The organism is Corynebacterium casei LMG S-19264 (genome assembly GCF_000550785.1).
Taxonomy (GTDB): Bacteria; Actinomycetota; Actinomycetes; order Mycobacteriales; family Mycobacteriaceae; genus Corynebacterium; species Corynebacterium casei.
In genome coordinates this window covers 38718-60823 of the sequence record NZ_CP004350.1, presented here as the reverse complement: position 1 = coordinate 60823, position 22106 = coordinate 38718, and the positions used below count along the sequence as shown (strand labels likewise).

Here is a 22106-nt window from a genome sequence, read left to right as displayed (position 1 = left end):
TGGTGATGATTGTAGTGCTCTACCCAATTTCATAACTGTGGTGAGGGTATACCGCGAAATACGCCACCACTTCGGCGACCCAGATGGGCTAGGACGCTCCATCCAAGCCACCGCCCAAGCACTCAACCAAGAACTATTCTCTGAGCCACTACCCGTGGCAGAAGTTGACCACATAGCCAGGTCAATCCACCGATGGATCATCACCAAATCACGCATGTGGGCAGACGGGCCAGCCGTCTACGAAGCCACATTCACCACAATTCAAGCCGCACGCGGCAAAAAGGGTGGCCGCCGCAGCGCCGAGCGCCGCTGGGGCACCACCAACGCGGAACGGATCGAAGGATTTATCAATGACTAAGCGCACTCGCATTCCCCGAAACGGTAAAACTATCCGCGAAGTAGCCGAAGGAACTGGCCTGTCGACTGCGACAATCGAACGCTGGACATCTGCCTCTCGCGAAGATTATCTAGCGCAGGCCAATGAAAAGCGCACCCGAGTCCAGGAGCTGCGAGCCAAAGGTCTATCTATCCGCGCTATTGCAACCAAAACAGGCTATTCAGTAGGAACGGTTCATCGATACGCGAAAGATATCGAAGCAAGCGCTTAAGACTCTAAGCTGTAGGAGCTTGCACAGACGCCGACCACAGATCGGGTTCTATGGGTGGCGCAGTCCTGAGAAGTTGTAGAGATTCGCTTCCCATGAACAACAGTTCTTGCTGCTCAGCAGCAATACGATCGCCAATCGCCGATAATGCGAACATCATCGATTGCATTGAATCGATTCCGCCCGAACTCAGGTTTACATCACCGTCTTCCAGGCCTTTTATAGACCAATTTGTAAACCAATCTTGTCCCTCTAGGACAGGTGCACTAACAAGGATCTCAATGCTGCTTCCATCAAGTTTTTGAAGAACTCGTTGAAGCACTGGAGTTTCGATAAAAGCCATGTGAGCTCTACCTAGCGCAAGCAGTCAGCATACGTAGCCGCTGCTGCTGCCCAGCAAAGCGCACGGCCTGCTGGATGTGGAATCACTCGACACTTTCGGGAAAGGCTTTCATACAACTTGTCGCAATTTTCTTTATGACCATAAGGAATGAAGTTTGGATTAGAAACCAGCGAGACGTTTGAAACGGGCGCAGCACCGGCCGTGTGCATTCCGACGAAGAGAGTTGCGGCGCTAGTTGCGCAAATGGTGAGAACCCGCAGTTTGTGTCGCATGACAGAGAAGCCTCCAAAATTAGGTTTAGTGGATACCTGTATCAATAGTTGATCCCAGCAGTTCCCGCTACCGGAGCAGCATGGTTTGACGGAGTTCCCCCTCTGAAGGGGGCATCAACAGCATTTAGAGAAGTAGCGCTGGCTGTGGTGCACCGTCACATCAAACATATATTCCTCAGTCACCGTGTCTTTTTCTGTTCGCGGGCTAGCCGGCGGCGCTGCTGACGCGTCAATGTTTGCGGTGCCTGCTGCTCGGCTGCTGCGACGAGTGCGCGTGCCGCGTTGACCATCTCCTCGCAACTGGCGGGCACATCTCCGCGGTCGCGAATAAGACGTGTAGTTGCGTCTATTTCTGTGACAACAGTCGCCAGAATCTCGCTTGGATTGCCCAGAACGAAAGAATCTTGTGCGCATTCCTGGGCGCGTTTGAGTTCGTCCTGGTGAGCTTTACGAGCACGCTCGCGGGTGGCTGCCGCGCGACAAGCGCCGCTACAGTAGCGCGCTTTGCGTCCCCGTGGGTCGATTCGCGGCGGAATTTTTCCACCGCACCAGGCGCACTTTATGGATTCTTCGGAAGCGTTCATACCGCAATTATAACGCACGTACGTAATAAACTTACTGCCCAAAACCGCAGGATAAAGTGACGCTTCGCGTCACCATTCCCGCCACACCAAGCGCACTATTCGTTGGGGTTATTTTCCTCCTACCTGCGGCTCAGCACTTTAGTGCATGAGGTGTGTAGGAAAATTCAGGCGCAGCCTGAACCGAGGGTCAGATTATCTGCAAACGGTGTGTACCAATCGGCGTGATGTCGGTCGGGCTACTGACGTTCATCATCTTTGTCAGAGTCGGACGCAAGAAACGGCGCAAGGCCAATCAATGTGCCAGCCCCTCGACCTCGACACAGTAACCACTCAGACTCGCGACATCACTGCCATACAATCCGTAATCACAAACGAGATAAAGGGCGCGACCGCACTCGACATCCACGGGCATCCAGTAGCGCATGTCTGGATTAAGACGTTCGAGAGATCTTAACTGAACCAATCTCTTCACCTATGGGCATGAATACAAATGTCTACTTGTGCTACTCTGAGATAGTCCGAACGAGAGGGGCTGTGATGAGTGCCGAGGCAGTGGTCGACCTTGACCTAGCATTGCGTGCGCTGGTGGACGGGAACCGGCGGGCGATCCTTCGTGTGATTCGTGCCGACCCTCAGCCAGTCGGAGTGGTTGCTGAGGAGGTCGGACTCTCTCAGCAGACTGCCTCGCACCATCTCGGAGTGCTTCGCAAGGCGGGGCTCGCGATCGGCACCCGCGAGGGCACGCGCCATCTGTTCGCGGTTGACACTGATGGCCTGGCGGCGGTGCGCTCGTACCTGGACGACTTTTGGCCGGGGAAACTGGCTGCCCTCAAGACCGTCATTGAGTCGCGGCAGGAGGATCCTCGTGGCTGAGTTCCGAGACTCCATCGACATCGGTGCTCCACCGGAGACGGTGTTCGAGTATCTGATCACGAACGGCGGCATGACGGCTTGGATGGGGCAGTACGCCGACCTCGACCCCACGCCAGGGGGCAAGTTCGCCGTCGACATCGCTGGACACCCGGTGCGGGGCGAGTACCTGCATATCGATCCCCCAAGCCGCGTGGTGATGAGTTGGGGCTTCGCGGGAAGCGAGGACCTTCCGGCGGGAGCATCGAAGGTCGAGTTCCGCCCCACCCCGATCGGCGGCGGGACTCGAGTCGATCTACGCCATTCCGATCTGCCCGACACCGAGGTGCGCGGCCACGCGGACGGCTGGGCGAACTTCCTGCCCCGCCTCGCCGTCGTCGGAGCCGGCGGAGACGCCGGGCCCGACGGCTGGCAGCCGCTCCCTGACTGACCACCCCCGCCGCAACCGCGGCACGAACCAAGGAGAATCCCATGACCCAGGACACCGCTTACGACACCGTGCAGAAGTACCACCGCGCGTGGACGAGTGGCGACATCAACACGGCCATGAGCTACGTCGCCGACGACATCACTTGCCGGGCTCCCGGCGTCGACCTCGATGGCATGGACGCATACCAGGAGTTCATCGGCGGCTTCGCCCCGATGCTCACCGGCATCGGCGACATCGCCGAGTTCGTAGACGGAGACCGCGTGGCACTGTTCTACTACCCGCAGACCGCGACGACCTCCTCCACTCCCGCGGCAGAGTTCTTCACCGTCAAGGACGCGAAGATCACCGAGAGCGTGCTGATCTTCGACCGGCTCTCCTACGGCCCGCCCGAGCAGGCCTGAAGCGGCGGCAGATCATGACTCCCGACCAGACCGTCCTCGTCGAACGCGTCCGTACTCTGATCGCCGACGAACCAGTGGTGCGCGAGGTCTCCATGTTCGGCGGCAGATCCGTGATGGTGAACGAGAAGATGATCGTCAGCGCCCTGAAAGACGGCGGGCTCCTCGTCCGGGTCGATGCCGACCAGCACGACGAACTCCTGAGCAGACCGGGGGCGGTACAGGCGGAGATGGGGCCGGGCCGAGACATGGGGCCGGGTTGGATCGAAGTCGCAGCCGATGCGATCAGCGACGACGAACATCTGGCGTCCTGGATCGGGATCGCAATGGACTACAACCGGGCCGTGACTGGCGGGCATCAATGAGCTCGTTTCAGGGCTTTCCACGAGGTCTGTTCGAGTTCTTCACCGAGTTGCAGGCGGACAACTCGAAAGTGTTCTGGCAGACGAACAAGCACCGCTACGAACACGATGTCCGTACACCAATGCATGCGCTACTCAGTGAGCTCACCGACGAGTTCGGACCACTGCGCATGTTCCGCCCAAACCGTGACGTGCGGTTCTCGACGGACAAGTCGCCCTACAAGCTCTGGACCGGGGCTACCAGCGAAGCCCGGGCTGTCGGCGGGGTCGGCTACTACCTCGAAGTGTCCGCGACGGGCATCGTCACTGGGTACGGAGCCATGCTAATGGTTCCCGAACAATTGCGCCGGTACCGCGCCGCGATCGACAACGAGAAGAGCGGGTCACAGTTTGAGGAACTGGTGGATTCCCTCGCCGAGCGATCCCTCTCTGTTTCCCACGGGGCGGAGGATCCGCTCAAGACCGCGCCGCGCGGATACACCGCCAACCATCCGCGAATCCGGCACCTGAGATGGAAAGGCGCTGCTGTCATTCAGGAATGGCCGAAGGATGACTGGATGCACTCTCCTCGGACGCTTGATGCAATCCGCCGCGTCTAGCACGGCGCTGACCCACTCAAGTCTTGGCTCGAGACCCACCTCGGTGAGTTGCCACAAGAGCAGCACTGAACATTGGGCACCCCCGTTGCGCCATCCTGACTGTCAGAGCACGCAGGGGTGCCCATCGGCCCGGCCCCGCGCAGGCAGGTCATTTACCACGCAACCGGGGCCACTTTGGCATCCCGCGACCCTTCCAGGTCTCAGCTAACCTGGCGACCCAGCGGACAGAGGCGAAGAGCCCGTAGCCGGCGGCCGCGAGGCCGACGGCGACCACGAGCCACCGCCCGATTCCGAGCCACACGCTCCCATCCACGTCGAGGGCCCACTGAGCGCCCGTGATTTATTTACTGAAAACACGCAATCGAAAGGCACCAGACATAGCTGGATATGCACACGACTATTCCAAATCAAACAACGCCATAGAGGCAGAAGAACGCGGACTAATAACGGCCACGACTGCCGCAGCGCACCTCCGCGACCAGTAAGCGCCCGGTTACCAAAGACGAGATTGATTTTCGTCAAGCACGTTGCAGTCGCGCGCAGCCCGCAAGGAATCCTCGTCCCAACCGTCACGCACAGCGTCGCGTACTTAATACGACGTATATTTCCCCGCCATCGGCCTTACCTCTCCCTCAATCGGGTCAGCACATGGATCTGCAGCAGGACCGGATAGAGGTGGCAGACGACCCCGACCGTCAGGAGAGGCACAAGGGACACCCATCCACCGGCCACACTGGCCCAGACCGCGGTAACTGCATGGAGTAGGAACGCCCATGCATGGCCGGCAGCCGCCGCCCTCACGGGTCGCGACTCCCAGCCCTTCATCGCCCCGGATGCCTGACCTCTCCGCAGGGAGAATATAAGCCTGTTCCACCCAATCCATGAGAGAAAGGCATTGAATAGTTCCACTCCCCATCGGCGACTGGCGTCTCGCGAGAGAGAGATACGATCCCACTGGGAGCTCGGGATATGGCGCTCCAGCGAGTCGCCGACAAAGGGGGCGAGCCCCAAGCCCAGGAGAGTTGTTGTGACAACGAAGCCCACCGAGGCCACGCCCGTCGCATTAGCCACGATCACGAGGCCCAGTACCGCAGCGACCGTCAGAAGCAGAGCGGCCATACAGATTCACCACCCCGGGACGCTACTTGGCCCGTCTGGCCCCCGCTCTCTTCCGTAAAACCGCCTCTCCAAGCGCACCCAAAGAAACGAACTTGCACACTACTTCTCATGCTCTAAACCCTTCGACTCCTCCACTAGACCTTCTTTCCGTCCTCGCGGAGGAGGCCACGAAACTCCCCACTCAGCTAACTGGTCTTTTGTCCACCCACCGTTAGCGGTACGGGCTTCATCGATCTCATCTTCGGTCGGCATAGATATAAGGGTAATTTTCGCGCCTGCCACGGTATGAATATGTGAACCTTTCCCGCCAGGGCCGAGTAGGGCTTTGTGGGGTGTTGCTGACAACGGCCTAAGAAGCGCGAGCGGTCGCGGCGGGACTGCTGGGGTGTCACGCGTTCCGTGGTCTAACTCCAAGGCTTGTCGGGGTGAAGGGCCTTGGGGCTGGGAAGATTGTCTTCTAAACGTTCGATCATCTGTACCCGTGACAGACACTGTGCCAAGCACAAGTGCGATGGAGCAGCGGTGAGCGTGCCGACACAGGTTCCCGCCGCCGGTTGTGCGCAGTTCTGCGCAGGGCCAGGCGCTACCGTTTATGCGCGGCCTATCCTGCACGAACATCACAACGCCACCCGCTCCGAGCGCTGCCGGTTGTGCGCAGTTCTGCGCACAACGACCGGGGATGCGTCTGCGACGGCGGGGCACATCATGATTCAACCCTGTCGACGACGGTGGCCGCCCCTTGTGCGGGGAGTCGACCACGTCCACCCCGGTGTCCCTCTTCTTTTACGACTAGCTCGTGCTCTTCGCATGCCTTCCAGAGCTCTGGTGCTCCGTCTCCGCCGTGCTCCCCGGCCCTGGCGGAGAGCCTCGCTGCGCCCGGGGCAGTGCTGCTGCGGACGCAGCAAGTAGGCCGATGAACACCACGAGAGCGGTGAAACCAGCCCACGGCAACGCCAGGCCATCCTCGGCTTGTGCTGCTCCAACCTGTTCGTTGAGCGGTGGATATAGCAGAAGTAGCGCAACCACCGACAGCACCATGAACACTGTGCGCAGCCGTGTCTCGAAGTGTTGTGAGAACACGGCGATACCGATGACAAGGGGAACACATACCAGCAGGTAGTGGTTCCACAACAGGCTCGACGCCATCGTCGCAATGGCGTATGCACCCATGAGAACCAGCGGGGCGGCCCACCGGCGTTGCCGCCATGCGGCCCAGACAATGGCGGCAAAAAGCACAACTGCCACCAGGATCGGGATCACCGACACCCACAGGGGGACATCGTCAACAACAGGAGCCACTCCACCGTTGTCAGGCTTGTCCCGTAGAACCGCCGAGGCGAACGACCGGTTGGACCCGGTGACCACGACATGAGCAGACAACCAACGCATTCTGTCGATCCATGTGCCGAACAGTCCACCCCCTCCAACGACCAGGGATGCCAGTGCGACGAAAGCCGCCGTCGCCGTAGCAGTTGCTGCACCACGTCGATAATGACGGAACAACAGCATCAAGGGGATCAGACCCAACGGCGTCAGTTTCACAATCCCGGCCAGGCCGAGCACGATGCCGGCAGCGACCGGGCGGTCGCGGGCGTAGGCGATACCGCACACTGTCATGCACAAAATGATCGGAGTGGTCTGACCAAGCCACATACCGGACTGGAACGCGGTGGCGTACCAGGCTGCCACGGTGATAGCCAGCAGTGCGGGAAGCGGCACCGTGGTCCGTGACCACAGTGCCCATGACGCGCTAACAAGAAGGGGCAGGCATGCTCCGCACAGAGCGGTGAGCCATACGACGGAAGCCTCGAAGCTCAGCACGTCAGTAAAAGGGGCGACGGCGTAGGCGACGCCAGGAATGTGGACGAACGGATGAGGAGCGGCAGACAGGTCGTTGGTGACGATGACCTCCTGCCAGGCGGAACCAGACCAGGCGGCAAAGTCGGTGGGGTCGAAGTCGTAGATGTGGTCGCTGTTGCCGTTGTTGACGAGGATCCCCGCGATCCACAGTGATGACCAGTCATCAGGCTGCTGCCGGCCGCTCCAGTACAACGCATTGACCAGACCGGCAAAGACAGACAACACCAGCACGTACCCGGAGAGTATCCGGGGACGCTCGCGGTCGGTGCGGAAAGTGATTCCCGCAGCACCAGACTGGCTGCGGGTAAAAGGAGCAGGAATCGGCATGAAGTTCGGACCCATCTGTAGAACGCCACAAGACCCCACACGGCCATGACAGGCCGTCGGGGTAGGTAGTCACGCGCCCCGAGGGGCACGTACATTTTCTAGCGCAGCACCCGGTTACGGATGTCAGCGATAGCGTCGATCAGGGTCTTGCGACCCAGCTGGGACCAACCGGTCCATGCGGGGTTGCCGTCCTGATCCTTCTCCGGGCCGGCCATCTGGTCCAGGATGAGGTCGAGCTTGAAGTTGATGTCTTCGACTGTTGCCATGTCGATTTCCTCCTCGTTGTTGTCGGGAAGCAGTGCTTCTCGGGCGTGACCCCTGAAAAGTAGACAGGTTGGGGGCAGTTATGCTGCCTTAGATAGTGTAGCGGATTGTGCTTCGAAGGCATCCGGTGATATCTGTCCGCACCATGAATGTCGGCGTCGGGTGTTGTATCTGATACACCAGCGGAATACCTCCTGGCGGCATTGCAGCGGATTGGCGAAGACTTTGTTATCGCGGAGGACTTCTCTTTTCATCGTGGAATTAAATGATTCCGCCAGTGCATTATCAGCGCTGGTACCAACCGCGCCCATGGACTGGGTCACGCCCAACTCGCTACAGCATGCACCAAACGCCGACGAGGTATTCACAGAGCAGCTACCATCGGCCCAAGAACCTGGTGTTGCGACCACCGATTGAATCCGCCCACACTGCCGTGATCTGAATGAAAGATGGCACCGTCAAGCCCACCACGTACCGTATTGGCGTGTTCTAAAGCTTCAATCACGAGGCTGGTGCGCATGTGATCAGCAATCGCGAAGCCAGCAAGCTTGCGCGAGTACAAGTCAATGACCGTAGCCAGATACATATTTGTACCGTTCTTACAGGGCAAATATGTAATATCGCCGACATATACCTGGTTCACTGCGTTGGCATGAAACCGGCGTTTCACCAGGTCTGCGAAAACCGGATTTTTCGTGTTTCGCCTGGTTGTCACGCACCGACGGCGTTTAGTAAAGCCACGTAGCTTCATGTTTTTCATGATCCGGGCAACCTTTTTATGATTAACTCTGGCAAAGTCTTTGTCTTCGTTTAGCGAGGCAGTGACGCGTTTAGCGCCATACAATCCCTTTTCTTCTTCAAAGACTGCGGCAATACGGGCCCCAAGCAGACCGTCAGCACAGGTACGCCCATCGCGGCGAGCGCGCGTGGCTTTCCATTTGTAAAACGATGAGCGTGTGAGCTTTAAGACTTCACACATCCGCTTGACCGAGTATTCGGTGCGGTGGTCTTCGACAAACTGGAAGCGGAGCACCAGCGTGTCTCTTCGGCAAAATACTTCGCAGCCTTACGCAAAATATCTCGCTCTTCACGCAATTTGGCGTTTTCTTTTTCCAATGCACGTATGCGTTCTGCATCAGATACAGCTTCTGCCTGGGCTTTAGCCTCAGCCATGCGTGTCTTCTTGCCGGTGCCGAATTCCTTTTTCCATTGATGCAATGAGGCCCGATTGACTCCCAGTTCGGCCGCGGCAGCAGCCAGAGATAAGTTCTCATTGTTTTCGTATAGAGCAACTGCATCACGCTTGAATTGCTCAGAATAGAACTTAGGCATAGTAGGTAGAATACCTTTCCTCCCAGACCTAACGGCCGAGAATCTAGATGTCTACCAAACAGGGGTCAGGTCCCTCCGAGGTTCAGGCAGTTCTGGTAGCGGGCGCGACGGTCTTCCAGACCGTTGTATCCGCCGTTGATTGCTTGGGTTGCTCCCTCGAGGTCTTGATTGTCGGAGAGCTGGTTGAGATTCGGGCGAGCAACGATCCAGTAGTAGACCGATCCGACGAACAGGTATTCATCGGACGCCGCCGCCTCAGGGTTGTCGACGAAGAACGTCGGAGAGGGAAGGATCCCCTGCTCAAAACCCCACTGCGAGCACTGGGTGTAGTTGTTCCTACCGGTCAGCTGGATCGGACCGCGTCCTTTGAAGCGGGGACCATCACCTGGCTGAGTGTTGCCGAGGTCTTCACGGCCCTCGTATTCCGATCCGTCAGCGATCTCCTCAGAGTAGAGCAGCCCGCTGGACTCATGACCGACCTGTGCGCACCACATCGCGGCCCGGTTGACGTTGGTGATGTCGGCATCCCGCATCGCCTTGTTGAACGGCCCGACGAGCTGTTCGTATCTCGCTTGATCAACGCTGCCTCCCATGGCGGCGCTGAGTGTCTGTGCATCCATGTAAACCTCCAAACATGTGTTCGAATGCTACGACGCCAACAGTAGCGAGATGTTCGATTGGATGCAACAGGTGAACTACATAACGCCGCTCATATCGAGCGTCTCCGCCGTATCGTTCTGGCTTGCAGGCAGCGTGTTTTCAGTGACTTCTAGCTGGTCACCGTCCCAATGGAAGGTCGCACTACCGGCGTCCGTCTCGTTCAGTACAGCTGGAGCTTCAGTATAGAACGCGTAGTTGACTCGGACAGTTCGATCGTCCACCTGTTCGATAGATTCGATCTGACGTGCGAGAATAGGGGCCGGGTCGGTGATCAGCCGCCCGTCCCCGAACAGAGCAACGGTCTCCCTGTCGCTTCCGGCGGTTGCTCCGGGGCCTCCTGCTCCGTTGGTTCCAGCGAGCTTCACCCAGCTCAAGGGGGTGCAGGGGTCTGGTTGGCCCTCCGTCGCCGTGTAGTAGAAGCTGACATCGGAGTCGTCAACGTTGGCAAAATGCACCGGGATCGGCTGTTCCCCGACGAGCGGGTTAGTGACCGCAGCATCTGCGCAGGAGCCATCGCCCGCTCCTCCGTCTGGTGTTGGCGCACGACCGGTGGCGCTTTCTGGCTGTGATGGCGTGCTAGCTGGCTGCTGAGTGATCGTGTCAGTGACGGTCGTTTCGGTGCTTTCCCCGGCCCCATCATCTGACGAGCAGCCCACCAGAAGGGATGCTGCACACCCAGCGGCGATCAGGCCAGCACTCGCGGTTCTTGGAAGTGTTCTGATGTTCCTCATGGACTCCACCGTACGTTTCGGGCCGGACACCTCTCGTCGAAGAAGGGCCGGACACCTCTCGTCGAAGAAGCAGTGCAGCACCATGCTGGTCTATCGCGGAAAAACACCACACACCTCTGGCACCATTACATCCTGAATCCCACCGATCCGCTAGGAAGCCTCGGTGTTCGCACAACCCGGCTGCGTACAGGCAGGACGTGGATTTCCTCCATTCCGGGGCCGGTGATATTTCCAGATCTCGTCCATGTCTAGTTGCTCCAGAGTGTCCCGCATCAGGGTCAGGGCGTTATCAGAGTAGCGATTGTGCCTTTGAGAGCCGAACTCGAAAACATGCACGTAGTCAGGTCTGCTGTCGATGCCGAGGTGTCGCCGAAGTGCAGTGGCGCGAGGCCTAGTGATACCGAGCTTGTCAGCCAGATCGTAGAACGACCAGTGGAACTTCTTCTGCAGATCCACCTCTCGCACAGCTGCTGCTTCATCTACCTCATCATCGCTACCGTCACGAACCAAGCGCACGGGGAGCGCTTCGGCCTGTTTGACAATCTTGACCTTCACAGTCAGACCCTCTCCCGTAACATTTGCTGCTAGCGGGTTCAGCTTGGGGAAGACCTGTTCACGGCCCTTGCTGGCTTTAATACCCTTCTCGACACGATCAACGTCAGCATCGCTGACCTTCCCGGGTGAGACGCTTGATTGTCTGATACACCTGGCCGATGTTGATTGGCCAGGTGTTGCGAGTGCGGTTTTCGAAATCAGTCTTTAGCTTTCCGACACTGCGTGGGTGCTCGGAGAGCATGCTGAGAAAAGCGAACTTCATAGACACAAGGGGCCTCACCAGGACGGGAAGTCGGCTTGCTGACCTCGGAGATGCAGGGATAACCCCTATTCATGTCACACTTTAAAGTGACCCGCAACCCGCTTACCTCTTCGGGAAACTTGAGATAACGAGATCGGAAAGCGGTCCAGGTAACCTCCCATCATTTGCCATACGGGCCCAGTTCCCTACCGCCGATAAGCCTCCGTCACCTCCTTGGGTTACCCCAAAGAAGTCCACGCTTTCTCCGGTGCTATCGTCCTTTGAAGTGTAGGAGGACCATTCGCTTCCTGTTTCCCGTACAATAATCTCCCCAATGAGTAGAGCTGCCCTGTTGACCTCATCCTCATCGCTCGAGGGGAAAGTTTTCTTTTCGATTGAGTCTATGGTGCTCCGCGACCATAGTTCGACACCTGATTCATCGGGTGATATTTTCGATCCGCTCCATTCTTCAAAAACACCCTTTGCTGATTCTTTTACGGATTCAAGGGGGATGCTTCCGGAGGGCACGGGGCGAATTATCGAGGGGGCCGGGTCTCCCGGGTTCCAATTACCCATTTCGGACTAACCACCACGGTTGCGCTTCTAGTGGCTTGTAAATGCACCTTAGCTTACCCCAGGTTGGGTTGGCTGCCTCGAGGATATCCTTATGTGTCAGACACTGATTCTCGGTGTCGAAGAAGTTGAGGACGTTATCCCAGTCGTCCTGTGTCTCAACAGGATTGCTTGGTTTTTCCAGAGTGCTGGCTGTTGGATTTGCAGCTGTGTCGGTAGTTGCGGGTGATCCAAGGGCGGTGGCGGCTCCGCCGCAGGTCAACGAGGCGCATAGGCCTACTGCGGCGAGGGGCTTCATTGCCTTTTTCGGGAGGAACATTAGCACAACTCCACTCTGTCAATCTTCAGCGCTCCGGCGAAGTGAATGTTTGTCCTGGTTCCTGCCACGACATTCTTGCAAGCGGAATCAGGCCCAAAGGCGATGATTACCTTCACTCGAAGGTCCATGCCGCAGTTGTTTTCGACCTGTACCGCGCCCAATTCTTTATATGCCACCACGCAACTGGGTGCTGTGGCGAAAGCTTCCGGGGTACTCTCGGAGGGATTGTCCAGGTCGACGAGTTGAACAACTGCACCTGTTTCGAATCCTGATGGCTCGACTGTGGAGGCGTAGCTGGGGGAGGCGGCTAGGCCGCCCACCAAAGAAGTCAACGCTGCAACTGCCGCTAGTTTCTTCTTCATTTTCGGTCCCTCTTCTTGGGCGGTCATTTGCTGAACCACGTTATACGGGTTAAATGTGACCTGCAAGATTTCCGAATAAAATATAAGAAGTGTACGTATAATATTGTGTCATCATGATTCGCTGAGCTAGTTTGGTGATGTGGATCACAGCAGGTTAGGTGTGCCGTTTGCTCCATTGGTGAGACTTTGCAGAATCGTTACTATTCCTTCTTTATTGGCCCCCGTCTGGGGGTGTCTATATTCAGGGGGAGTAGTTGTGGTTCGGATTATCCTTCCGGATACCCAGGTGGTTCCTGGGTGTGGCCATGGCTGTTCATCTATGTGTACCCATACTAGGCGGTATTTGAGTGAGGTAAGTTGTGACTTGCAGCTTTGTTTGGCGGCTTTCTTGCAACTCTGAATGGCGGGTTAGTAATCCCGACGGTGCTGTTGCAAACTCGCGTTTTCGACGAAAACGGCGGATCCGGTACCAGCGTTGCGCTGCACACTAACAAATAGTTAGTTATCTGGAATTCCTGTTTGCAACAGCACCGAATAAACTAACTTTAAAGCAAGTCCCGTGGGAGCATTCTGCACGCTCCCACGGGACTTGCTTTAGGTATTTGTAGAGCTCTGCAGCTTGGTGTTCCAAAGATGTGTACGTAGCGCAACATTTAGGGTGCGCCCCGGCTAGGATCAGTGACATCGAGACTGGAAAACGTCCGTTGACGGAATTGGCGTCGGCCTACGAAAAATTCCTGAAAACCGCTTGACACACTATAGGAGCATCTTGACCCGGGAGCTTCGATGAGACTTTGTCTACTTACTTGCGTTAGCGGTTGTGTCCTCGCTTTGCCTTTGCGGATATAGTTTTACCGGATATAGATATAGGCCACCAGGAAGAATAGGAAAATCCCCAGCTTAAAGGCTGTGAATAACTGCTATTGTGATGGTAAATATGCGCACGCCTTTTATGCGTGATGGTAAATATGCGCAGTCTGACCAGGGCATAAAGAAAGCGCCCACAAAGGGGCGCTGACATGATTTTCGAAGTCTAGTCTAGTTGCGGCCGTGCCGAAAGAAGTACTACCGTTGATTTCAGGAAGAGTACGCTGACAGACAGACCAACCCCACCTCATTGAGGCAGCTTAGTTCTTTAATTCCTCGGGCATTGGGCCGTACTGACCACCGTTAGGGTAATACTTCCAGCCGTCAGTAATTCGAATCTTATCTTCCCACGGCACGTGGTATTCGCCTCCTGCTAGGTCCTTGACCCAGGTGAGGTAATTTTCCCTTTCTCCTCCGGGTTTTCCAACATATCCCCGCGCGCCGAGGTTATAGATGTTATTCTCCAGCGCCCAATTCTCCCTCGCCTGGTCAACCAGTTTGGGGAAGAGTTCAGCCGTGACAATCTCCCAAGGGTTCCGCTGTCCTTGCTGAATGACGTTTCCGTCAAAGTTGCAGACAGTTCCCTCCCCGAAGTAGTAGAAAACGTTGTCATAACCAGCCAGATTCACAGACACCGAATACATGAGGTTTTGCCAAGCATTGGTCTGGTTCGTAAGGATCCATTGGTCGTTGACCTGCGTTGAGTAACCTGAGATACGGATGTAGATATTCGCGCCTTTATAAGCTGCTTCACGGGCAAGCTCCGGAAACATTCCGTCATGGCAGATGCACACTGCAAGCTTTGAGCCCTTCGGCCCCTCACACACAGGCATGCCCAAGTCACCTGGGTACCAGGGTTCAATCGGAACCCATGGTTGGAGCTTACGGTAATGGAGAGCCGTCTCTCCCTTGTTATCGATGATTATGGCAGTGTTATAGGGCGCGAGACCGGGAGTGTCGTTGGGTTCCATAATGGAAAAGACTCCCCAAACATCGTTCTCGCGGCAGGCATTCCTAAACTGCGTCACCTCTTTCGAATCGAGGGTCAAGAGCATCTCGTCATAGGACCAGATCTTCGTATTAAGGCCGGAGGTGGAGTATTCAGGAAAAACAATGATATCGAGGTCTGGATACCCCGCTTTGGTGTTGGCGACTGTGCGGCAGATTTGTGCGACGTTCTTCTCAATGTCCTCGGGCCCACTGACAATCGGAACCGGATACTGGATCAATGCAGTCAAGACTCCATCGGGGCTTGCGCTGACGCTACCTGTACTTCCCACAAAAACTCCTCATTTAGATAAAACGGACGGAAACTGGATGGGTGCCCAGTTTAGGGTCCACCATACACCAATAACTGTCGTGCTATAGGTAATAGAAGTCGGCAAGCTTTCCCCAAGAGAAGTATGACCCCTAGCATCCAGAGCATCCCCTAGTAAGAACATCTAAAAGGAGCTACCCGAATCTCCATCAAAATAGACCAGAGCTTCTTTTTGCTCGAGACTGCTACCCTCCAAGACCTCTAACCCTTAGGGTGAAAACCACAGCAAGCGCGCCCTGTTGGGGGACAGATTAAATCTGTACGGTTTGAAGTGTCCCAGGTTTTTCCATCGGTGCTGTTTCAAAGTGGTGCTGTTGCAAACTCGCGTTTTCGTCGAAAACGGCGGATCCGGTACCAGCGTTGCGCTGCACACTAACAAATAGTTAGTCATCTGGAATTCCTGTTTGCAACAGCACCTCTGTGGCCTCGTTCGGCGTTGCTTCACCCTTGACATCAACGACACTTCCATAGGTTCAGCACTGGTCGGATTGGGCAAAATCTGTATCCGGTCGGACCAGCCAAGGCTCTCAACCACTGCGCTAGGAATGATGCCGAGTAGCTCTGAATTCATCACCACGCCAGGAACCGACGCTACCGTCGTCCCGATGATTCCAGTTTGAAGTTGCAGGCCGGCCTTCAGTAATAGATTTTCTGGAGCATCATGACCAATCGATGACTTGATCCGTATAAAGCGCTCGGCGCTCATTTGCTCGAGACTGATGAATCCTTCGATTTCGGCACCGCCGTGAGTGCGCACCAGCGTCGGCCCAGGCAGGTTGTGAAATAGTGGGTTCCTCCGAATAATGGCCCTCATGAACCAACCATTGCGCGTTGCTATTTTTGCCGACCCTGGCCTACCGTCCCGCACCGTCTCACGTGTCCTCGGTGATGGCAATGACGGAGAGAAAACTGTCGGCAGATATCTTTTCTCCCACCACAAAAGTCGAACCCCAGCGCGCCCAGATGGCACGCTCGATCTCGACACCGTTCGAGGATGGGCACGAGACGATGACGTAGATCTACTGGCCATCGTCACCGAAATCCCCCGCCGTGCCGGGCGAAAACCCAAGATCGCCGCGCTGCACTACGGGGAAGGTCTGGTCATCATTTCCCTACCAGCACTGGGATGGCAGGGCGTGACCCAGAGACTTCGCCATGTACTGTTCGACTCCCTGGACGCTCTCGCCGACCAGCAGACACCCGGAACCGACCAGCACACATCCGACTCCGGGGTGGTCTACGAGCAGGAGTCTCGTTCCGGCCGGTCCGTCTACATCACCTCTCCCTGGTGGCGACCGGGCAGACTCCGACTGGTCCTGGGCATGGTACGTACCAATGAGCCCCTGTCGGCGGTATCGAAGTTGTCTGGAGTACTCGCTGCCGCGGCGGGAACTGGGGCGTTCGGCATCTTCTACTCCTCAATTTGGGAAATGGCGGACGCTTTGCCCAGCTGGCGACTGGGTCTGATTACCGCGATGGTCATTGTGACCATGGTGCTCTGGCTGATCGGTACCAACAGGTTGTGGGAACATTCACGAAAACTAGGCGACCTGACCGAAGCCGCCATGTATAACGCCTCCACCGTGGCCACTCTCCTGCTGTCGGTCATCTTGCTCTACTTGGTACTATTTATCGGGATCTTCATCGGGGGAATAGGTGTCATCGAATCCGGATTCATGTCATCGAAAATCGGTGCGGAAGCCTCCCTCGGGAACTACGTTGATATCGCCTGGCTCAGCGCCTCGATGGGCACCGTTGCGGGTGCTCTCGGATCGAATTTCGATAGCGAAGACACCATTCGAGAACTCACCCACGGCAAACGCCTGGCACAACGATTCAAACAACGCCAAGACGCCAACGAGAACAACTGCTAATTCTCACCAAGCCAAGACATGGGGCATGACTGCCCGCCGGATAAACATCATGAGCGCCCTGTGGGGATTGAGGCTTATTCATAGGGGTTTAGCGCTCGCAGTCCGATCGCCGCTCTGGGGCGTGTCGCGGGGACATAAAGAGGGGACTGCCTGTTTCGATTAATGTGTGAAGAAAAACCAAACAAACAGTCCCACCAGCAAGACTACGGGGCCGTCCCCTGTTTGGTGGACACGCTGACCCCGGCCCAAAATGGGCCGGAGAATGCGAGAAACCACCATGGGCGAAGAACACCTACACCGATGAGTTCAAGACGGACGCGGTCCGACTCTATGAGGACACCACAGGCGCCTCGTTCTCCTCGATCGCCGTGGACCTCGGGATCAGCCGGGCGACGCTGAAGAACTGGGTCTACGCCGCCCGCAAGGCCCGCGGCGTCCAGCCCAGCCGCACCGCCGAAGACCCCACCGACGAGCTGTTGCGCCTGCGCAAAGAAGTCCAGCACCTGCGCTCGGAGACGCAGAAACTCTCAACCGAGCGCGATATCCTGCTGCCAAGGCCGCGAAATATTTCGCGGGAGAGACGACCAGGTAGAGCCGCTTCCGATTCGTTGATGACCACCGAGACCTCTATCAGGTCAAGCGGTTGTGCCAAGTTCTGAGGATCAACCGGTCCTCGTACTACGCCTGGAAATCTGCGGCTTTCCACCCGCCGGCGACGCCTCGGTTACGTCCTTTAGCGTGGTGTATCTGTAGCTGTCGGTGAGGGCCCCATGGGAGACGTGGGCGACCCCCAAAGTCACCTTTCGAATCAACTCCTGCATCTCCTCGAAAGGGAACCCACGATGGCCGCTGGCCCTTATTCTATCGATCCGACCACCTATCTCGACGACCTGCTGTCTCAAGCCTCCCCGGACTTGATGAGACAGATGCTCCAGGGCTTTCCTGTCCATCCAAGCAGACCAGATCTGCGGTGCTGATTACGCCACCACCAGCCACGCCCGTACCAACGTCCGCAACGGTTACCGTCACCGCGACCTCGACACCAGGGTTGGCACCGTAGATGTCGCGGTCCCGAAGCTTCGGGCAGGGTCGTTCTTCCCCGACTGGCTGCTGGAACGACGCACCCGGGCCGAACGCGCCTGACCACGGTGATCGCGACCTGCTATCTCAAGGGTGTCTCCACCCGCAGGATGAACGACCTGGTCGCCTCACTGGGCATCAACAATCTCTCGAAGTCACAGGTATCCGAGATGGCCAAAGACCTGGACTCTATGGTCGAGGATTTTCGTAGCCGGCCGCTGGATACCGGCCCCTACCTGTACGTCTCCTGTGACGCCTTGACCATGAAGGTCCGCAAAGGCGGCCGCGTCGTCAAAACCTCGGTGTTGTTGGCTACCGGGGTCAACGCCGAAGGGTGCCGGGAACTACTCGGTATGCAGGTCGCCACCGCAGAGTCGGTGGCCTCCTGGACGGGTTTCTTTAGGGACCTCAAGGCCCGGGGTCTTAATCAGGTCTACCTGGTCACCAACGACGCGCACCTGGGCATCCAGCACGCTATCGGCGAGATCCTACCGAATGCGTCCTGGCAGCGGTGCCGCACGCACTTTTCGAAGAACCTCTCTGGCTTGGTATCGAAGACTTAAGTGGCCGACCTTGTCGGCAATGTTTCACACGATCTTTCAGCAGCCGGACGCCGACGCAGTATGGAAGCAGGCCCGGGAGGTCGTGGCGTTCTGTCAGGAAAAGTTCCCGCAGGTGGCGGATTATCTGGAGGAAGCTCTGCATGAGCTGCTGGCGTTCACGAACGCCCCGAAGGCGGTGTGGACGAAGGTCTGGTCGAATAATCCGACCGAGCGGTTGAACCGGGAGATCCGCCGGCGTACCGACGTCGTCGGCATCTTCCCAAACCGGGACGCGGTGGTTCGTCTGGTCGGGGCGGTACTCGCGGAACAGCATGATGACTGGATTCAGCAGAAACGCTATATGTCGTTGACCAGTCTGAAGCAGACAAAGACGGTGCTGTTGCAAACTCGCGTTTCGACGAAAACGGCGGATCCGGTACCAGCGTTGCGCTGCACACTAACAAATAGTTAGTTATCTGGAATTCCTGTTTGCAACAGCACCTTCAATCTCAGCATTGAGTTCCGGATAGTCTAGGGAACCTAAGAAAATGCCTGGCTCATGGCCTATTTGAATTGGCGACCATGCCTGCAGCGTAATCTTATTCACCCGCGCGTAGTCCACTAGACCGCCACCATCGCGCGTAAACGCATCATCCGACGTTGTCATATTGGATGTCATCCCCTGCGCAACCAACGAAGAATGCGTGATAGAAAACTGCACCTGGTTCACAAGAAGTGGCTGTTTCACAGCAGTCTTGAGCAGATCAATCTGACGCGGAGTGTGGTTCGATACGCCAAAGGCACGCACCTTGCCGGCTGCCTCAAGTTCATCAAAGGCACGCGCTACTTCTTCTGGTTCCACCAGTACATCGGGACGGTGCAGCAACAGCACATCAAGGTAGTCCATATTCAATGATTTCAAGGACTCATCTACTGAAGCAACAATGTGTTCATAAGACTGGTCATAGCCCCACGGATCTTCAACGATTCCTGTCTTCGACTGCAAAACAATGCCCTCGCGCTCGGACGAAGAAAGCTTCACGGCTTCTGCAAACCTACGCTCACACAGGTGGTATCCACCATCAGGAAAGTTGAAACCATAAAGATCCGCATGATCGAAGTAGCTCACGCCCGCTTCACGCGCGGAATCATAAAGCTCACGAATTTCCGCATCAGTCTTATCTCCGATGCGCATCATTCCCGCGATCATGTTGGGTACTTGTTGCCCGCTGCTGCCTAGTTCAACGCTCCGTATATGAATCCTCCTCTAGGCTCAAAACTCTCTCGGATTAGTTTTGCGCGAGTCTAGCCCTTTATACGCGCAGAAGATCCAAATACGCCTCCAGCTGGTTGATGATCCTTTGTTTACTAAATCCTTCCGGATCCATCACCGCGGTAATCTGCGAGCCTTGCAAGAAAACCACCAGTATCTCTGCCGTGCTTTCAACGTTGGAAATTGAACGAAGCAGCCCATCTTCTTTAGCTTCCTTGAGCATGGTGGCTATCATCTCGCACCACCGATTCGTTGAAACCGCAGCTAGTGCCGCACGTTTTCCATCTTGGGCAGCACTGTCCCAGAATGACACAACTATCCGCGCCTCATCACGCAGTCGTTCAGTAAACGGAAGGACTTCCAGGCACATCGCACGCACTGCTTCAAACCCACGCAGGCCTTCGATGGACTTGCCAATACGCTCTTCAGTGGAGCTATAAACGTGTTCAAACGTGGCCGCTAAAAGGTCCATCTTGGTGGGAAAATAAGGCTTTAACGCACCATTGGCATAGCCTGCTTCTTCAGCAATCTGCCGCATAGTGGCACCAGCTAGTCCCCGGCGCGCAATAACCCGCCACGTTGATTCAACAAGCTCCCGCTTGCGCTGTACATGGTCAACTACTTTTGGCATTCATTTTCTCCACTCAATAGTGCTGTTGACATTGTACTAAGCACTCTCGCTGCTCAAGTTGGTTGTTGCGTGGTTCAAACCAATTTCAGATATCCCCTTGCCAATGCGTCACTTCAAGTTTATCCTCTACACCAGTAGAACTTAAACGTGTCGTGAACCACTTTAAGAACGTAGAGAGATTCACGTCAATCCTTATTCCCGGCAGAAAAGACCGATATGGCTACTTCACCGTCACAACAAGACACTCGCAATGGGCTCAAAAGCGGAAAGCTGTCCACGGCGTCATTGGTATTTATCATCATCGCGGCATCGGCACCTTTGACGGTGTTGGCGGGTGGTGCGCCCACTAACTACGCGGTTGCAGGACTGCTCGGAGTGCCCATCGGGTACGTGGTGCTTGGCATCATCCTGGCGCTTTTCGCCGTGGGCTATGGGCGCATGGCCAGCCAGATTCAATCCTCAGGCGCTTTCTACGTCTTCATTGCGCGTGGCTTGGGACTGCGCCAAGGAATCGCGGGCGCTATTTTGGCGCTCGTTGCGTATAACCTCATGCAGATTGGCCTTTATGGACTCTTCGGTTTCTCCGCGGCCAATGCTTTGACAGCATTGGCCGGAATTGAGCTTCCCTGGTGGTTGCTTGGCATCGTGGGATGGCTCATCGTTGGCATCTTGGGCGTAAACAACATTGACTTCTCGGCCAAGGTACTTGGCGTCATCGTCACCTTGGAATTCTTGGTGGTCATTGTCTTCTCCGTCATGGCGATTGCCAATGCCCCAGAAGGAATCAGCACCAGCGGTTGGCAGCCGGATCAGTTCTTCACCCCAGGCATCGGTGTGCTTTTAGCCTTTACGATGGCCGCTTTCATGGGCTTTGAATCCGGCGCTATCTACTCGGAGGAAGCCAAGAACCCTGAGCGTACTGTTTCACGTGCAACATATATTGCCGTCGGCATTATCGCTGCTTTTTATGCGTTCTCCGCGTGGGCGTTGCAGATGGGCGTGGGTCCAGGGAGCATCGTTAGCCAAGCGCAAGAATTTGGCCCCGACCTGGTCTTTGTCTGGCTCGCGGACTTTAGTACCACGGCATCAAATGCCGCGCACCTGCTTTTTGTCACCAGCCTCATGGCAGCGTTGATTGCTTTTCACAATGCTGCGGCCAGGTATTTCTTCTCTCTTGGGCAATCTGGAGTTCTTCCTGCAAGCTTTGGCCGCACTGGTAAAAGCGGTGCACCAATCGGTGGTTCTATGGCTCAATCTATCCTGGCAATTGTGGTCCTGGCGGTCTTTGCCATCATCGGTAGTGGCTCAGAACAAGAATTCCTGTTTCCGGTGGTCACCTTATTTACCTGGTTTACCAACGCCGCGGCCTTTGGCCTGACCTTCCTGCTGGCTGTCACCAGCTTTGCCGTGATGGTGTGGGCGAACCGTTACCACCGCGAGTACAGCGTGTTCGTGAAAACTATCGCGCCGTTGCTCGCCGGCATTGGCATGGCGGCGGTAACCGCGCTGATTCTCATCAACTTCAACCTCATGATGGACACCGAAGACTTCTTCATGATTTGGATCATGCCGGCCATCATCTTGGGATCCGGGCTCATTGGCCTTATCTGGGGCGAGATTTTAATCCGCCGCAACACCATGAACTCCGCGCACATCACGGGCGAGGTTGCGGAGATCGAACCCGAACCCGCGGCGACGGTATAAGCATATTGCCT

At 56.4% G+C, this 22106-nt stretch carries 26 protein-coding genes and 2 pseudogenes; 11 read left to right on the top strand and 17 right to left on the bottom strand.

Going from position 1 to position 22106, the window contains the following annotated elements:
• Nucleotides 1-40: 40 nt before the first annotated feature.
• Complete coding sequence (locus CCASEI_RS15360; protein WP_225868415.1) at nucleotides 41-358, top strand: primase C-terminal domain-containing protein; 318 nt, start codon at nucleotides 41-43, stop codon at nucleotides 356-358.
• Nucleotides 351-608: a helix-turn-helix domain-containing protein gene (locus tag CCASEI_RS00340; protein ID WP_006822432.1), complete on the top strand. Its 258-nt coding sequence runs from the start codon at nucleotides 351-353 to the stop codon at nucleotides 606-608. Before CCASEI_RS15360 ends, CCASEI_RS00340 begins: the two co-directional genes overlap by 8 nt.
• A 4-nt stretch (nucleotides 609-612) precedes the next feature.
• Here the strand turns inward: CCASEI_RS00340 and CCASEI_RS00335 are convergent, their stop codons facing one another.
• Nucleotides 613-948, bottom strand: a complete 336-nt coding sequence (locus tag CCASEI_RS00335) for a DUF6968 family protein (protein ID WP_006822433.1) — start codon at nucleotides 946-948, stop codon at nucleotides 613-615.
• A 451-nt stretch (nucleotides 949-1399) separates the two neighbouring features.
• Nucleotides 1400-1804 (bottom strand): hypothetical protein, encoded by a 405-nt coding sequence (locus CCASEI_RS00330; protein ID WP_025386834.1) that lies wholly within the window; start codon nucleotides 1802-1804, stop codon nucleotides 1400-1402.
• 480 nt (nucleotides 1805-2284) lie between these two features.
• Between CCASEI_RS00330 and CCASEI_RS00325 the strand changes: the two genes are divergently transcribed.
• The 5 genes from CCASEI_RS00325 to CCASEI_RS00305 are packed head-to-tail and all read left to right on the top strand — an operon-like array spanning nucleotide 2285 to nucleotide 4463.
• Nucleotides 2285-2677, top strand: coding sequence for an ArsR/SmtB family transcription factor (locus tag CCASEI_RS00325; RefSeq protein WP_225868414.1), 393 nt, complete (start codon nucleotides 2285-2287; stop codon nucleotides 2675-2677).
• Nucleotides 2670-3104: an SRPBCC family protein gene (locus tag CCASEI_RS00320; protein WP_006822436.1), complete on the top strand. Its 435-nt coding sequence runs from the start codon at nucleotides 2670-2672 to the stop codon at nucleotides 3102-3104. The genes CCASEI_RS00325 and CCASEI_RS00320 overlap by 8 nt, the downstream gene beginning before the upstream one ends.
• Nucleotides 3105-3145: 41 nt before the next feature.
• A complete protein-coding gene (locus tag CCASEI_RS00315) occupies nucleotides 3146-3505 on the top strand; it encodes a nuclear transport factor 2 family protein (RefSeq protein WP_025386832.1) in 360 nt (119 codons plus the stop codon).
• A 14-nt stretch (nucleotides 3506-3519) separates the two neighbouring features.
• Complete coding sequence (locus CCASEI_RS00310; RefSeq protein ID WP_006822438.1) at nucleotides 3520-3867, top strand: TfoX/Sxy family protein; 348 nt, start codon at nucleotides 3520-3522, stop codon at nucleotides 3865-3867.
• Nucleotides 3864-4463, top strand: a complete 600-nt coding sequence (locus CCASEI_RS00305; RefSeq protein WP_051461173.1) for a DUF2461 domain-containing protein — start codon at nucleotides 3864-3866, stop codon at nucleotides 4461-4463. The genes CCASEI_RS00310 and CCASEI_RS00305 overlap by 4 nt, the downstream gene beginning before the upstream one ends.
• A 621-nt stretch (nucleotides 4464-5084) precedes the next feature.
• On the opposite strand, the gene CCASEI_RS00300 is transcribed toward CCASEI_RS00305, so the two are convergent.
• The 13 genes and pseudogenes from CCASEI_RS00300 to CCASEI_RS00240 all read right to left on the bottom strand — a co-directional run bounded on the left by CCASEI_RS00300 (nucleotide 5085) and on the right by CCASEI_RS00240 (nucleotide 15805).
• Nucleotides 5085-5582: a hypothetical protein gene (locus tag CCASEI_RS00300; RefSeq protein ID WP_025386831.1), complete on the bottom strand. Its 498-nt coding sequence runs from the start codon at nucleotides 5580-5582 to the stop codon at nucleotides 5085-5087.
• A 99-nt stretch (nucleotides 5583-5681) separates the two neighbouring features.
• Complete coding sequence (locus CCASEI_RS15150; protein WP_169731168.1) at nucleotides 5682-5834, bottom strand: hypothetical protein; 153 nt, start codon at nucleotides 5832-5834, stop codon at nucleotides 5682-5684.
• A 537-nt stretch (nucleotides 5835-6371) separates the two neighbouring features.
• The gene (locus tag CCASEI_RS00290; RefSeq protein WP_159461462.1) at nucleotides 6372-7769 is read right to left on the bottom strand and encodes a glycosyltransferase family 87 protein; all 1398 of its coding nucleotides are present in this window, start codon (nucleotides 7767-7769) and stop codon (nucleotides 6372-6374) included.
• A gap of 98 nt (nucleotides 7770-7867) precedes the next feature.
• Nucleotides 7868-8035, bottom strand: a complete 168-nt coding sequence (locus CCASEI_RS14885; protein ID WP_006821236.1) for a hypothetical protein — start codon at nucleotides 8033-8035, stop codon at nucleotides 7868-7870.
• Between the two features lie 78 nt (nucleotides 8036-8113).
• A pseudogene (locus CCASEI_RS00285) lies at nucleotides 8114-9365 on the bottom strand (IS3 family transposase).
• 65 nt (nucleotides 9366-9430) lie between these two features.
• On the bottom strand, nucleotides 9431-9898 hold the full coding sequence (locus CCASEI_RS00275) for a glycoside hydrolase family 19 protein (protein WP_220387250.1): 468 nt from the start codon (nucleotides 9896-9898) through the stop codon (nucleotides 9431-9433).
• Nucleotides 9899-10060: 162 nt separating this feature from the next.
• On the bottom strand, nucleotides 10061-10756 hold the full coding sequence (locus CCASEI_RS00270; RefSeq protein ID WP_006822415.1) for an LppP/LprE family lipoprotein: 696 nt from the start codon (nucleotides 10754-10756) through the stop codon (nucleotides 10061-10063).
• A 150-nt stretch (nucleotides 10757-10906) separates the two neighbouring features.
• Nucleotides 10907-11311, bottom strand: coding sequence for a hypothetical protein (locus tag CCASEI_RS00265; RefSeq protein WP_025386828.1), 405 nt, complete (start codon nucleotides 11309-11311; stop codon nucleotides 10907-10909).
• A 103-nt stretch (nucleotides 11312-11414) separates the two neighbouring features.
• Nucleotides 11415-11573: a helix-turn-helix transcriptional regulator gene (locus tag CCASEI_RS14575; RefSeq protein ID WP_225868413.1), complete on the bottom strand. Its 159-nt coding sequence runs from the start codon at nucleotides 11571-11573 to the stop codon at nucleotides 11415-11417.
• Between the two features lie 102 nt (nucleotides 11574-11675).
• Nucleotides 11676-12080, bottom strand: coding sequence for a hypothetical protein (locus tag CCASEI_RS00260; RefSeq protein WP_143341350.1), 405 nt, complete (start codon nucleotides 12078-12080; stop codon nucleotides 11676-11678).
• 363 nt (nucleotides 12081-12443) lie between these two features.
• Nucleotides 12444-12806, bottom strand: a complete 363-nt coding sequence (locus CCASEI_RS14255; protein ID WP_050808088.1) for a hypothetical protein — start codon at nucleotides 12804-12806, stop codon at nucleotides 12444-12446.
• A 1127-nt stretch (nucleotides 12807-13933) separates the two neighbouring features.
• The gene (locus tag CCASEI_RS00245) at nucleotides 13934-14953 is read right to left on the bottom strand and encodes a formamidase (RefSeq protein ID WP_006821241.1); all 1020 of its coding nucleotides are present in this window, start codon (nucleotides 14951-14953) and stop codon (nucleotides 13934-13936) included.
• Nucleotides 14954-15199: 246 nt separating this feature from the next.
• Nucleotides 15200-15805 carry a type 2 periplasmic-binding domain-containing protein gene (locus CCASEI_RS00240; RefSeq protein ID WP_025386826.1) on the bottom strand — a complete coding sequence of 202 codons (606 nt, stop codon included), beginning with the start codon at nucleotides 15803-15805 and terminating at the stop codon, nucleotides 15200-15202.
• Here CCASEI_RS00240 and CCASEI_RS00235 point away from each other — a divergent pair.
• The 3 genes and pseudogenes from CCASEI_RS00235 to CCASEI_RS14570 all read left to right on the top strand — a co-directional run bounded on the left by CCASEI_RS00235 (nucleotide 15804) and on the right by CCASEI_RS14570 (nucleotide 18959).
• Nucleotides 15804-16865, top strand: coding sequence for a hypothetical protein (locus tag CCASEI_RS00235; RefSeq protein ID WP_025386825.1), 1062 nt, complete (start codon nucleotides 15804-15806; stop codon nucleotides 16863-16865). The two genes, CCASEI_RS00240 and CCASEI_RS00235, sit on opposite strands and share 2 nt — an antisense overlap.
• A gap of 218 nt (nucleotides 16866-17083) precedes the next feature.
• The gene (locus tag CCASEI_RS15670; protein WP_081748445.1) at nucleotides 17084-17524 is read left to right on the top strand and encodes a transposase; all 441 of its coding nucleotides are present in this window, start codon (nucleotides 17084-17086) and stop codon (nucleotides 17522-17524) included.
• 183 nt (nucleotides 17525-17707) lie between these two features.
• Nucleotides 17708-18959: pseudogene (locus CCASEI_RS14570) on the top strand (IS256 family transposase).
• Here CCASEI_RS14570 and CCASEI_RS00215 read toward each other — a convergent pair.
• Nucleotides 18960-19685 carry an aldo/keto reductase gene (locus CCASEI_RS00215; RefSeq protein WP_229255147.1) on the bottom strand — a complete coding sequence of 242 codons (726 nt, stop codon included), beginning with the start codon at nucleotides 19683-19685 and terminating at the stop codon, nucleotides 18960-18962.
• Nucleotides 19686-19800: 115 nt separating this feature from the next.
• Nucleotides 19801-20391 (bottom strand): TetR/AcrR family transcriptional regulator, encoded by a 591-nt coding sequence (locus CCASEI_RS00210; protein WP_025386823.1) that lies wholly within the window; start codon nucleotides 20389-20391, stop codon nucleotides 19801-19803.
• Nucleotides 20392-20607: 216 nt separating this feature from the next.
• On the opposite strand from CCASEI_RS00210, the gene CCASEI_RS00205 reads away from it, so the two are divergent.
• Complete coding sequence (locus tag CCASEI_RS00205; protein ID WP_025386822.1) at nucleotides 20608-22095, top strand: APC family permease; 1488 nt, start codon at nucleotides 20608-20610, stop codon at nucleotides 22093-22095.
• Nucleotides 22096-22106: the final 11 nt, after the last annotated feature.